The sequence below is a fragment of the Kosakonia arachidis genome, from assembly GCF_900116535.1.
GTDB classification, from domain to species: domain Bacteria; phylum Pseudomonadota; class Gammaproteobacteria; order Enterobacterales; family Enterobacteriaceae; genus Kosakonia; species Kosakonia arachidis.
On record NZ_FPAU01000002.1, the window covers coordinates 639,024 to 651,941 of the forward strand.

15 protein-coding genes are annotated in these 12,918 nt (G+C 51.4%); 11 read left to right on the plus strand and 4 right to left on the minus strand.

Annotated features, from left to right (window positions below):
• Complete coding sequence (mlaF, locus tag BM427_RS11245) at positions 1-813, minus strand: phospholipid ABC transporter ATP-binding protein MlaF (protein WP_090121629.1); 813 nt, start codon at positions 811-813, stop codon at positions 1-3.
• A 229-nt stretch (positions 814-1,042) separates the two neighbouring features.
• Between mlaF and BM427_RS11250 the strand changes: the two genes are divergently transcribed.
• From BM427_RS11250 to npr, 11 genes are all read left to right on the plus strand, one after another.
• Positions 1,043-2,017, plus strand: coding sequence for a calcium/sodium antiporter (locus tag BM427_RS11250; RefSeq protein ID WP_090121631.1), 975 nt, complete (start codon positions 1,043-1,045; stop codon positions 2,015-2,017).
• 13 nt (positions 2,018-2,030) lie between these two features.
• Positions 2,031-3,017, plus strand: a complete 987-nt coding sequence (gene kdsD, locus BM427_RS11255; protein WP_090121632.1) for an arabinose-5-phosphate isomerase KdsD — start codon at positions 2,031-2,033, stop codon at positions 3,015-3,017.
• Positions 3,018-3,031: 14 nt separating this feature from the next.
• Positions 3,032-3,598, plus strand: coding sequence for a 3-deoxy-manno-octulosonate-8-phosphatase KdsC (gene kdsC, locus BM427_RS11260; protein WP_090121633.1), 567 nt, complete (start codon positions 3,032-3,034; stop codon positions 3,596-3,598).
• On the plus strand, positions 3,595-4,170 hold the full coding sequence (gene lptC, locus BM427_RS11265; RefSeq protein WP_090121635.1) for an LPS export ABC transporter periplasmic protein LptC: 576 nt from the start codon (positions 3,595-3,597) through the stop codon (positions 4,168-4,170). Before kdsC ends, lptC begins: the two co-directional genes overlap by 4 nt.
• Positions 4,139-4,693: a lipopolysaccharide ABC transporter substrate-binding protein LptA gene (gene lptA, locus BM427_RS11270; RefSeq protein ID WP_090121637.1), complete on the plus strand. Its 555-nt coding sequence runs from the start codon at positions 4,139-4,141 to the stop codon at positions 4,691-4,693. Before lptC ends, lptA begins: the two co-directional genes overlap by 32 nt.
• 6 nt (positions 4,694-4,699) lie before the next feature.
• On the plus strand, positions 4,700-5,425 hold the full coding sequence (gene lptB / locus BM427_RS11275; RefSeq protein ID WP_090121638.1) for an LPS export ABC transporter ATP-binding protein: 726 nt from the start codon (positions 4,700-4,702) through the stop codon (positions 5,423-5,425).
• Between the two features lie 48 nt (positions 5,426-5,473).
• Positions 5,474-6,907 (plus strand): RNA polymerase factor sigma-54, encoded by a 1,434-nt coding sequence (rpoN, locus tag BM427_RS11280; protein WP_090121639.1) that lies wholly within the window; start codon positions 5,474-5,476, stop codon positions 6,905-6,907.
• Positions 6,908-6,929: 22 nt separating this feature from the next.
• The gene (gene hpf / locus BM427_RS11285) at positions 6,930-7,217 is read left to right on the plus strand and encodes a ribosome hibernation promoting factor (protein WP_090121641.1); all 288 of its coding nucleotides are present in this window, start codon (positions 6,930-6,932) and stop codon (positions 7,215-7,217) included.
• Between the two features lie 81 nt (positions 7,218-7,298).
• Complete coding sequence (ptsN, locus tag BM427_RS11290) at positions 7,299-7,790, plus strand: PTS IIA-like nitrogen regulatory protein PtsN (protein WP_007369895.1); 492 nt, start codon at positions 7,299-7,301, stop codon at positions 7,788-7,790.
• Between the two features lie 42 nt (positions 7,791-7,832).
• Positions 7,833-8,687 (plus strand): RNase adapter RapZ, encoded by an 855-nt coding sequence (rapZ, locus tag BM427_RS11295; RefSeq protein WP_090121642.1) that lies wholly within the window; start codon positions 7,833-7,835, stop codon positions 8,685-8,687.
• A complete protein-coding gene (gene npr, locus BM427_RS11300) occupies positions 8,684-8,956 on the plus strand; it encodes a PTS phosphocarrier protein NPr (RefSeq protein WP_090121644.1) in 273 nt (90 codons plus the stop codon). Before rapZ ends, npr begins: the two co-directional genes overlap by 4 nt.
• Before the next feature lies 1 nt (position 8,957).
• On the opposite strand, the gene mtgA is transcribed toward npr, so the two are convergent.
• The 3 genes from mtgA to arcB all read right to left on the minus strand — a co-directional run bounded on the left by mtgA (position 8,958) and on the right by arcB (position 12,911).
• Positions 8,958-9,689, minus strand: coding sequence for a monofunctional biosynthetic peptidoglycan transglycosylase (gene mtgA / locus BM427_RS11305; RefSeq protein WP_090121645.1), 732 nt, complete (start codon positions 9,687-9,689; stop codon positions 8,958-8,960).
• Positions 9,686-10,339 carry an isoprenoid biosynthesis glyoxalase ElbB gene (elbB, locus tag BM427_RS11310; RefSeq protein WP_090121647.1) on the minus strand — a complete coding sequence of 218 codons (654 nt, stop codon included), beginning with the start codon at positions 10,337-10,339 and terminating at the stop codon, positions 9,686-9,688. The genes mtgA and elbB overlap by 4 nt, the downstream gene beginning before the upstream one ends.
• A gap of 229 nt (positions 10,340-10,568) precedes the next feature.
• Positions 10,569-12,911: an aerobic respiration two-component sensor histidine kinase ArcB gene (gene arcB / locus BM427_RS11315; RefSeq protein ID WP_090121648.1), complete on the minus strand. Its 2,343-nt coding sequence runs from the start codon at positions 12,909-12,911 to the stop codon at positions 10,569-10,571.
• Between the last annotated feature and the right edge of the window lie 7 nt (positions 12,912-12,918).

Consider the following 12,918-nt stretch of genomic DNA (forward strand, 5'->3'; position numbering starts at 1 on the left):
TTAACTCCCTGAATCTAATAAATCGAGCTGGTAATCACCAGCAGGATAGCGGAACGGCACCGGGCCATCGGCAATGCCATCAAGGAACTGACGCACGCGAGGATCGCTATTTTCCTGTAACCCCTGCGCGCTGCCATGAGCAACGACCTGACGGTCAGCCACAATGTAGGCGTAATCAGCAATGCTCAACACTTCTGGCACATCATGGGAAACCACGATGCATGTGACGCCCAGCGCGCTATTGAGTTCAGAAATTAATTTTACCAGCACACCCATTGTGATCGGATCCTGGCCAACAAATGGCTCATCAAACATGATCAGATCCGGCTCCAGCGCGATAGCGCGCGCCAGCGCAGCACGTCGCGCCATGCCGCCGGAGAGCTCCGATGGCATCAGCCATGCTGCGCCGCGCAAACCGACGGCTTCCAGCTTCATCATCACCGTGCTATGCAACAGCGGCGCGGGGAGATGCGTATGCTCACGCAAAGGATAAGCCACATTGTCAAAAACGTTCATATCGGTGAACAGCGCGCCCGACTGGAACAGCATGCTCATTCGTTTACGTACGGTAAAAAGACGTGAACGGCTCATTGCTGGCACGTTCTCGCCATCAAACAATATCTCACCTTTGTCTGGCGGGATCTGGCCGCCAATCAGGCGCAGCAGCGTTGTTTTGCCGATCCCCGATGGCCCCATGATCGCGGTGATCTTACCGCGCGGTACCTCCAGTGAAATATTGTCGAAGATTGATCGATTACCGCGGGAAAAACTGACGCCACGAACATCGACCAAATTCGCCACAGTCTGGCTCATTTTCTTTTCCTTTCGACCTTATCGGATATAAGCATGACGCCTGCTAACATCTAAAACCCAATATTTTTACAGAATATTACCTGCAGCGGTTAGCGAAAGCTGGCATTTGTTTTACTTTTGAGCCGCATAAAGTCAAAATTAGGAATCATTACGCTATGCGTAACGTTCGGTTTCGCACGACATGGCGGCCTGCAAACCGGCAGAATTATACCTTAAGAAAGGACGTTAGATGCTTTTAGCCACGGCGCTATTGATAATTGGTTTACTCCTGGTGGTCTACAGCGCCGATCGTCTGGTGTTCGCAGCTTCGATTCTTTGCCGGGCATTAGGCGTACCACCTTTAATCATCGGGATGACCGTTGTCAGTATTGGAACGTCTTTACCAGAAATTATCACTTCGGTTGCAGCCTCCTTTCATGGCCAGCTTGATTTGGCTATCGGTACCGCCATCGGCTCTAACATTACCAATATCTTATTGATTCTCGGCGTTGCGGCGCTACTGCACCCTTTTACCGTGCATTCCGATATTCTGCGTCGTGAATTACCGCTAACCTTGTTATCCAGCCTGCTGGCTGGCGCTGTGCTTTATGATGGGCAGCTAACGCGCGTAGATGGCATTATTTTATTGTTATTAGCCGTGCTATGGCTGGTTTTCATTGTTAAAATTGCCCGCCACGCCGAGCATCAGGGCAATGATAGTCTGACACGCGAGCAACTGGCTGAATTGCCACGCGATGGCACACTCTCTGTAGCCTGCCTGTGGCTGGGCATTGCGCTGATTATTATGCCGATGGCAACGCGCATGGTGGTGGATAACGCCACCGTAGTAGCGAACTATTTCGCGATCAGCGAACTCACCATTGGCCTGACGGTTATTGCCATCGGCACCGGGCTTCCAGAACTGGCAACAGCCATTGCGGGAGCACGCAAGGGGGAAGACGACATTGCGATAGGCAATATCATTGGATCCAATATTTTTAATATTGCTATCGTGCTTGGCTTGCCCGCACTGATTGCTCCGGGCGCGTTTAACCCGATGGCTTTTACGCGTGATTATGGTGTGATGCTACTGGTTAGCGCCATTTTTGCCCTTACCTGCTGGAAACGTAAGCAGATTAGTAAGGACGTGGGCGCGCTGCTGTTTAGCGGGTTTATCGTATGGCTGGCGATGCTGTACTGGCTGTCGCCGCTTTTGACTGGATAATCGGATACGCATTATGTCGCAAATAGATTTGCAGCCGGGTTTTGACTTTCAACAAGCAGGCAAAGACGTTCTTGAGATTGAACGTGAAGGCCTCGCACAGCTTGATCAATACATCAACCATGACTTCGCTCAGGCGTGCGAGAAAATGTTCTATTGCGTCGGCAAAGTGGTAGTGATGGGGATGGGTAAATCCGGCCATATCGGCAGAAAAATGGCGGCGACATTCGCCAGTACAGGCACCCCTTCCTTTTTTGTCCATCCCGGTGAAGCGGCCCACGGCGATCTGGGTATGGTCAGCCCGCAGGATGTGGTGATCGCCCTGTCAAACTCTGGCGAATCAAACGAAATACTGGCGCTAATTCCGGTACTGAAACGGCTAAAAGTTTCGCTGATCTGTATGACCAGCCGCCCGGAAAGCAGTATGGCGCGCGCAGCGGATATTCATCTCTGCGTGAAGGTGCCTAAAGAAGCCTGCCCACTGGGTCTGGCGCCGACTTCGAGCACCACTGCCGCGCTGGTAATGGGCGATGCGCTGGCAGTTGCGCTGTTGAAAGCTCGCGGGTTTACCGCAGAGGATTTTGCCCTTTCTCACCCTGGCGGCGCGCTGGGGCGCAAGCTGTTGTTGCGTGTAAACGATATTATGCATATCGGCGATGAGATCCCCCATGTCAGCAAGGCTGCCAGTTTGCGCGACGCGCTACTGGAGATCACACGCAAAAATTTAGGTATGACGGTGATTTGCGACGATCTGATGAAGATCGAAGGTATATTTACCGACGGCGATTTACGTCGCGTTTTTGATATGGGCGGAGATGTACGCAACATGGGTATTGCCGATGTGATGACGCCGGGCGGCATTCGCGTCCGGCCTAATACGCTGGCAGTCGATGCGCTGAACCTGATGCAGTCCCGCCACATTACCTCGGTTATGGTTGCCGATGGCGACCAGTTACTGGGTGTGTTACATATGCATGATTTGCTACGCGCTGGCGTAGTGTAAAGAAGGACATCAGAATGAGTAATGCTGGCGCGTCGCTTCCAACCTGTTATGGGCCGGTTAGCGCGCAAGTCATGAGCAAAGCGGAAAAAATTCGCCTGCTGATCCTTGATGTGGACGGCGTGCTATCCGATGGCCTCATCTATATGGGCAATAATGGAGAAGAGCTAAAAGCGTTTAACGTTCGCGATGGCTATGGGATCCGCTGTGCGCTAACTTCCGGCATTGAGATCGCCATTATTACCGGTCGAAAAGCTAAGCTGGTAGAAGATCGTTGTGAAACTCTGAAGATTAAGCACCTGTATCAGGGACAGTCGGATAAACTACTGGCCTACCGCGAATTACTGACCCGGCTGGCGCTAACGCCGGAGCAGGTTGCATATGTGGGTGACGATTTAATTGATTGGCCAGTGATGGCCGAAATTGGTCTAAGCATTGCTGTCGCCGATGCCCATCCTTTGCTGCTTCCGCGTGCCGATTATGTCACGCATATCAATGGAGGTCGCGGCGCAGTCCGTGAAGTGTGTGATTTGTTGCTGCTGGCGCAAGGCAAGCAGGATGAGGCCAAAGGGCAATCAATATGAGTAAAACCAGACGTTGGGTCATCATTCTACTGGCGCTGGTCGCTTTGGTACTGATCGGTATTAATCTGGCCTCTCAGGATGAACCTGGACAAACCACAACTGACGACAAAGCGCCCACTTACACCAGCAAACATACCGACACGGTGGTTTATACCCCTGAAGGTGCGCTCAACTACCACTTGATCGCGCAAAATGTCGAATACTACTCCGTCGATGGCGTGAGTTGGTATACGCAACCAGTGCTGACAACGTTTGATCAGAACAAAATACCGACCTGGTCGATTAAGTCAGATAAAGCGAAATTAACAAGCGACAGAATGCTTTACCTTTATGGACATGTTGAGGTCAACGCATTGACAGCAGATACGCAGCTACGAAAAATCACCACAGATAACGCCCAGATCAATCTGATAACACAGGATGTTACTTCCGATGATCAGGTAACATTGTACGGAACAACATTTAATTCCACCGGCCTGAAAATGCGCGGCAACTTACGCAGCAAAAACGCCGAGCTGATTGAAAAGGTTAGAAGCTCCTATGAAATTCAAAACAAACAAACTCAGCCTTAACCTGGTTCTCGCCAGTGCGCTTTTTGCCGCTGCGCTTCCGGTTTTTGCCGTGACCGGTGATACCGAACAGCCGATCCATATCGACTCCGATCAGCAGTCGCTGGATATGCTGGGCAATATTGTCACCTTCACCGGTAATGTCGTGGTAACGCAGGGAACCATTAAAATCAACGCCGATAAAGTGGTAGTAACGCGCCCGGGCGGCCAGCAAGGCAAAGAGATCATTGATGGTTATGGCAACCCTGCCACGTTTTATCAGATGCAGGACAGCGGCAAACCGGTGAAAGGCCACGCTTCACAGATACACTATGAACTGGAAAAAGATTTTGTCGTGCTGACCGGTAAAGCCTATCTCGAGCAATTGGACAGCAACATTACTGGCGACAAAATCACCTACTTGGTGAAAGAGCAGAAAATGCAGGCGTTCAGCGACAAAGGTAAACGCGTCACCACAGTACTGGTGCCGTCGCAGTTGCAGGACAAGGGCAACACCCAAACCCCGGCTCCTAAGAAGAGTAACTAATTCGTTATGGCAACATTAACTGCAAAGAATCTCGCGAAAGCCTATAAGGGCCGCCGCGTGGTTGAAGACGTCAGCCTGACCGTTAACTCTGGCGAAATTGTCGGGCTGCTTGGCCCTAACGGTGCAGGGAAAACGACTACATTTTATATGGTAGTCGGGATTGTTCCGCGTGACGCGGGCGATATCATTATTGATGACGACAATATCAGCTTGCTGCCACTGCATGCGCGCGCACGTCGCGGCATTGGTTATTTACCGCAGGAAGCGTCTATTTTTCGTCGTCTGAGCGTGTATGACAATCTGATGGCGGTGCTTCAGATCCGTGACGATTTGACTTCCGAACAGCGCGACGATCGCGCTAACGAATTGATGGAAGAGTTCCATATTGAACATCTGCGCGACAATATGGGACAGTCCCTTTCGGGCGGTGAACGTCGCCGCGTTGAAATTGCACGCGCACTCGCAGCCAATCCTAAATTTATCTTGCTGGATGAACCCTTCGCGGGTGTCGACCCTATCTCAGTTATCGACATCAAACGCATCATTGAACACTTACGGGACAGCGGGTTAGGCGTGTTAATTACTGACCACAATGTTCGCGAAACGCTGGCGGTGTGTGAACGTGCATATATCGTCAGTCAGGGGCATTTAATTGCTCATGGTACACCGCAGCAAATCCTTGAAGACGAACACGTTAAGCGCGTATATCTTGGGGAAGACTTCAGACTCTGATAGGGTAGAGTTTATTGATGTATTTTGTCGGAGAGTGCTGCTCTGAATATGAAGCAAGGTTTGCAATTAAGGCTTAGCCAACAGCTAGCTATGACGCCGCAACTGCAACAGGCTATCCGTCTGTTGCAGCTGTCCACGTTAGAACTTCAGCAGGAACTTCAGCAAGCGCTGGAGAGTAATCCATTGCTGGAACAAGCCGATCTTCATGAAGAAGTGGATAGCCAACAAACTCAGGAAAATGAAGGCCTGGATACTGTAGACGCGCTCGAACAGAAAGAGATGCCTGAAGAGTTGCCGCTTGACACCAGTTGGGATGAGATTTATACCGCCGGAACACCTTCCGGTAGCAGCCATGATTATATCGATGATGAACTGCCGATTTATCAGGGTGAAACAACACAGTCCCTTCAGGATTACCTGATGTGGCAAGTGGAGTTAACGCCTTTTTCCGATACCGATCGCGCCATCGCAACCTCTATTGTCGATGCTGTCGATGAGACCGGGTACCTTACCGTAACGCTTGAAGATGTACTGGAAAGCATGGGCGATGAAGAAGTCGGTCTTGATGAAGTTGAAGCGGTATTAAAGCGCGTTCAACGTTTCGATCCGGTTGGCGTCGCTGCGCGCGATCTACGTGACTGCCTGTTGATCCAACTTTCCCAGTTCGCAAGAGATACGCCCTGGTGCGAAGAGGCTCGCCTGATCATCAGCGATCACCTCGATCTGCTCGCCAACCACGACTTCCGTACGCTTATGCGCGTCACGCGTCTTAAAGAAGATGTGCTGAAAGAAGCAGTCAATCTGATCCAGTCGCTGGATCCGCGCCCGGGTCAGTCGATCCAAACCGGCGAACCAGAATATGTCATCCCGGACGTGCTAGTGCGTAAGCATAACGGGCGCTGGATGGTTGAACTGAACTCCGACAGCATTCCGCGTCTGCAAATCAACCAGCACTACGCTTCAATGGGCGCTGGTGCTCGCAATGACGCCGACACCCAATTTATCCGCAGTAATTTGCAGGAAGCGAAGTGGCTGATCAAAAGCCTTGAAAGTCGTAACGACACGCTATTGCGTGTCAGCCGCTGCATCGTCGAGCAGCAGCAGGCATTCTTTGAACAAGGTGAAGAGTTTATGAAACCGATGGTGCTGGCGGATATCGCCCAGGCCGTCGAAATGCACGAATCCACGATTTCCCGTGTGACAACTCAGAAGTACCTGCACAGTCCTCGCGGCATTTTTGAACTGAAGTATTTCTTCTCCAGCCATGTGAATACGGAAGGCGGCGGCGAAGCCTCGTCAACGGCCATTCGAGCGCTGGTTAAGAAATTAATCGCCGCAGAAAACCCTGCAAAACCACTGAGCGACAGTAAGCTGACGACGCTACTTTCCGAGCAAGGAATTATGGTGGCACGGCGTACCGTTGCGAAGTATCGAGAGTCTTTATCCATTCCGCCGTCTAACCAGCGTAAACAGTTGGTGTGACCCAACCGATAAGGAAGACACTATGCAGCTTAACATCACAGGACAAAACGTCGAGATCACTGATGCCTTACGTGAATTTGTTAACAGCAAATTTGCCAAGCTTGAGCAGTATTTCGAAAGGATTAATCAGGTCTATATTGTGTTGAAAGTGGAGAAAGTGATCCATACCTCGGATGCAACCCTGCATGTAAATGGAGGCGAGTTGCATGCCAGCGCGGAAGGACAGGATATGTACGCTGCCATCGACAGTTTAATTGATAAACTGTCGCGGCAGCTCACGAAACATAAAGATAAACTAAAACAACACTAATTGTCCGGGCGTTCGAGTGGTGCGTTGCACTCTACCGCAACCCGGTAGGGTGTTTAGCTCTGACGGCGCTTAGGTGAAATTATGATGAATAACGATTCCGCTCTTCAACTGAGCAATGTCCTTAACCAGGAATGTACACGTAGCGGCGTTCACTGCCAGAGCAAGAAACGTGCTCTGGAAATTATCAGTGAACTGGCGGCAAAACAGCTCGGCCTGCCGCCACAGGTCGTTTTCGAAGCCATCCTTACGCGTGAGAAGATGGGCAGTACCGGTATTGGTAACGGTATTGCCATCCCCCACGGTAAGCTCGAAGAGGACACGCTGCGCGCCGTCGGCGTTTTTGTACAGCTCGAAACGCCCATTGCTTTCGACGCTATCGATAATCAACCCGTCGATCTTCTCTTTGCACTGCTGGTACCAGCGGATCAAACCAAAACGCATCTGCATACGCTCTCGCTGGTAGCCAAACGGCTGGCGGATAAAACCATTTGCCGTCGCCTGCGCAGTGCGCAAAACGATGAAGAGCTGTATCAGATAATCACGCAGACAGAAGGCGAAAGCGACGATGCGTAACGGGAAGAGCACCTTTATTGTCGTTGTAGGGAGAAACGGTTCATGGTCCTGATGATCGTAAGTGGTCGTTCGGGTTCTGGCAAATCCGTGGCCCTGCGCGCCCTGGAAGACATGGGCTTCTATTGTGTCGATAATCTGCCAGTAGTGCTGCTCCCGCAACTAGCACAGACGCTTGCCGAGCGTCAGACCTCTGCCGCCGTCAGTATTGATGTGCGTAACATGCCAGAATCACCGGAAATTTTTGAACAGGCGATGAGCAGCCTGCCTGAGGCATTCTCGCCGCAGTTGTTGTTCCTTGATGCTGACCGCAACACACTGATTCGGCGCTACAGTGATACGCGCCGCCTACATCCGCTCTCCAGCAAAAATTTATCGCTGGAAAGTGCTATTGATGAAGAGAGTAACCTGCTGGAGCCACTGCGTTCTCGCGCGGACCTGATTGTCGATACCTCCGAAATGTCGGTACATGAACTTGCCGAAATGCTGCGTACTCGCCTGCTCGGCAAGCGCGAGCGCGAACTGACCATGGTCTTTGAGTCGTTCGGCTTTAAGCACGGCATTCCTATCGATGCCGACTACGTCTTTGACGTTCGCTTTCTACCTAACCCGCACTGGGATCCGAAACTGCGCCCGATGACCGGTCTCGACAAACCTGTCGCGGCATTTCTTGACCGGCATACCGAAGTGCACAATTTTATTTACCAGACCCGCAGTTACCTTGAACTGTGGTTACCGATGCTGGAAACCAACAACCGTAGCTATCTGACCGTCGCTATCGGTTGTACCGGCGGCAAGCATCGTTCTGTTTATGTCGCCGAGCAGTTGGCGGATTATTTCCGCTCACGCGGTAAAAACGTTCAGTCCCGTCACCGTACGCTGGAAAAACGCAAAACATGACCGTAAAACAAATCGTTGAGATCACCAATAAACTGGGCATGCATGCGCGCCCGGCGATGAAACTGTTTGAGCTGGTACAGGGATTTGACGCAGAAGTGTTACTGCGCAACGACGAAGGTACCGAAGCGGAAGCCAGCAGCGTGATTGCATTACTGATGCTGGATTCTGCCAAAGGGCGGCAAATTGAAGTCGAAGCCAGCGGCCCACAAGAAGAAGAAGCTCTGGCAGCTGTGATCGCCCTGTTTAACGCGGGCTTTGACGAAGACTGAGTTAGTACAGCTTATTACTCTGCAAAAAGTCTTCCCCTCCGAGCTGGCGCATCTGGTGCAGGATCCACGCCTGACGGCTGCGCACATAGCCGGATGGCGCTGCAGCCTGAAAACGTATTGGGTTCGGCAATACTGCCGCTAGCAATGCCGCTTCCGGCATGGTTAACCGGCTGGCCGGTTTGTGGAAATAATGCTGAGCCGCCTCTTCCACGCCAAAGACGCCGTCACCAAACTCCGCAATATTAAGATACACCGTGAGGATACGCCGTTTTGTCCATACCACTTCCACCCCCAGCGTCAACCCGGCTTCAAGCCCTTTTCGCACCCAACTTTTGCCGTCCCATAACAGCAGGTTTTTCACCGTTTGTTGAGAGATAGTCGACGCGCCACGAATACGGTTCCCATCGCGTTCATTATGTGAAAGTGCCTTCTGGATCGCGCTAAAGTCCAGCCCCCAGTGTTCGGGGAAACGCTGATCTTCTGCGGCTACAACAGCCAGCGCCATCCACGGTGAAATCTCATCCATACTAACCCAGTCGGAATGGGCAACATAACCAAAGTTACCCGTCAGCCAGGCCCCAATTTGCCGCTCGACCATCACCGCAGAAAATGGCACCGGCAGAAAGCTGAACAGAACAATGCCGCCACCCCAGAAAATGACCAGTATCAGTAAAATCCGCAGCGCAATACGTTTCAGCATAGTTTTCAACTGGCCGCGAAAACCGTTCCTCATCCTGCCAGTACCAGTACGCGTGCAACCAGCTTTTCGATCCCCGCCGCTGCCTGGGCAATATCTGCAGCAAGCATATACGCTGGCGTGGTTACCACTTTATTCTCTTCATCCACCACAATATCGTCCACCGGACACGGCACATGTTCCGCGCCCATCTCTTCCAGTACTTCAGCGATATCGACATCTGTACCGATAGTCAGACGCAACGGGAAATCAAAAATTTTCGGCAGCAACGCCGGAGCGATGCACATAAATCCCAGCGGTTTTCCCGCCTGATGCATCTCCAGCACGCATTGTTTAAGCGTATTATCGACAACGCACGCGCTGCCATGGCTGGCAAAATTACTCAAATTTTTGGCCGCGCCAAAACCACCAGGAACAATCAGCGCATCCAGATCATTTACTGATAGTTGTGCCAACGGCCAGATATTTCCACGCGCAATTCGCGCGGCCTCGATCAGCATATTGCGGCTATCAGTCATAACATCACCCGTAAGGTGATTCACTACTTCGCTCTGCCATTTATCCGGCGCGAAACAAACTGCTTCAGCGCCTGAACGGGCGATCGCCAGTAACGTGATCACCGCTTCATGGATTTCTGCACCGTCATAGACACCCGCTCCGCTGAGAATCACGCCGACTTTTTTCATTTTGCTCATCCTTTATGCAACGTAATGTTGATAATTAAAAATTTTGATAAGGGAGCCTTGCTTCACACATTTCACTGATTGATGTAACAAACCATTTAAGATTTGCTATCTTGTGTGCGTGTGGTCGAATTTTTTCAGGCTACGCCCTTGCAAAAAAAGTAAAAATTACGGCGCAGCTACGGTTTCCCTGGTGTTGGCGCAGTATTCGCGCACCCCGGTTAATCCGGGGTCATTTTTTTCCAGCATCCACTGATGCAACCCAGGCTTTCAGTACCGCCACATCGTTTTGCCACTCCTGTTTCATCTCTTCCACCCATTCGCCGACATTGTCCCACCAGGCAGGAAGATCAGGAGACTGGATCTGTTGCCCCAGTTGCTGCAGATGGCGTAAACCGACAGATCCTGCCGCGCCCTTAATTTTATGCCCCTCTTCGGTTATGCCTTTCTGATCGCGTGCCGTAAGATTTGACTCAAGCACATTGAGATAGCCCGGCATCATTTTCTCAAAGACAGCCAGCCCATCAGTGATCAATTTAGGCCCAACCAGTTCGATATATTGCTCAAGCATGGCCGTATCCAGCACCGTTTGTACTTTGCTGTTATCGACAGTTGTCACTTGCTCCTCCTCGTTGGCGTGTGTATCCCAGAACTTTTTAATCATGGCAGTTAATGCCGGGACCGCCAGCGGTTTGCTCAAGACGTCATTCATGCCCGCATCGAGATACTCCTGTTTATTTTTCAGCACGTTGGCTGTCAGAGCGACCAGCGGCGGAAGATCTTCTCGCGGGTAACGACGGGTTAGTGTGCGGGAAATATCCAGCCCGGTCATGTCTGGCAACTGGATATCCAGCAGCAGCAGATCGTATTCGCCAGGGGCAAACATCTCCAGCGCGGCGCTTCCGGTCATTGCTACGTCGACGCTACAACCCAGCTTTTCCAACACTGAGCGCGCGACAATCACATTCAGTTCAATGTCCTCAACCAGCAGGACATGCAGTGCGGGTAACGGCATCTCATCATCTTCGAAAGCGTCATCAACCTCTTCCGCTACTGCTGGCGCATGAACGGTCAGCGTAAAGATGGACCCGGCGCCTGTCTGGCTGCTGACAGAGATATCTCCCCCCATTTTTTTGGCGAGGCGACGCGAAACGGCCAAACCGATACCCGTCCCTGTTGCCGGCTTGCCGCCGTGGCTATCTTTCACCTGGTAATACATGGCAAAGATCTTATCCTGCTCATCGCGAGGAATACCGATCCCGGAATCCTGCACTTCGAAGTGCAGCATTTCGCTTTCGTCATAGCGAACGCGCACTTTAACCTGCCCTTGCGGGGTAAATTTCACCGCATTGCTGATTAAGTTCCACAGAATCTGCCGCAAACGTGTACCGTCGGTCACCACTTTGTGCGGCAGCGGCGACACAGGTTCCAGTACAAAATGCAGCCCTTTTTGATGCGCCTGCAAACCGGAAAGGTTTTCCAAATCGGCAAGGAAACTGGTGAAATCAAGCGGCTGGTTATCAAGCTGAACTTTGCGGCGCTCCATTTTATCCATATCGATAATATCGTTGAAGATATTCCCCAACGTCACGGCCGAGACATGGATTGTCTTCAGGTATTTCTCTTGCTCTTGCGTCAAATCCGTGTCGAGCAGGATCCGGCTCAAACCGACGATGCCATTCAGCGGCGTGCGCAGTTCATGGCTAATAGTGGAAATAAAGGTGGTTTTATCGCGGCTGGCCCGCTCCAGCGCATCCTGGTAGCGTTTACGCTCAGTAATGTCGCGGCCAAAGCCCATCAGTCCGTGACGTTTACCTACACGGTCGTAATAAGGCACTTTACGGATTTCGAAGCAGGCCTTGCGCCCGTCCGGATAATCCAACCACTGTTCGTAGGTCAGTGATACGTTATGGCGAAACACTTTTTCATCAGTTTCAATGACTTTTGCTGCTGCCTCCTCCGAATAGACATCCTGCGGTTTCAGGTGAATGAGCTGCTTCTCGCTTTTGCCGGTCAGCAGTTCCATCGCCCGGTTACAGCCGGAAAACTCTTTATCTTCGTTACGGTAGAAAACCAAATCCGGTGAGGCATCAAGGAAAGAGCGCAGAAAGGAGGATTGTTGTTCGAGCTGGATCTGCGTTTGCTCACGCTCCTGCATCTCTATTTTTAGCTGTTCAAAGGTCGCCTGGCGCTCCGCTTCAGCTTTTTCGCGATCGCTGATCTCCTGATTAAGCTGGGCAATATTATCTTTTAACTGCACATTGAGCTTCAGATCGCGATCGCGCATCTCTTCAAGCTTTTCTACCAACCGCGATAACCGCTGGCGAGATTCTTCCAGTTGTTCAACCACCACCGATAAGAAGTAGACCGCCCACGGGGTGATCAGCAGACCAAAAAAGATCGAGCGGATAACATCGATGCTCTCTACCTGCCCCTGCAATACCATGGTGACCGCCATCTGCACGACGATTGCCAGCACCACCAGCGCTAAAGCCAGTAGCAAGGAAAAGCGCACCAGACCGAGCTTCATCATCAGATCGACGTAGTATTGCGCCAGTAAACGGATTTGCTTCATAGAGTTT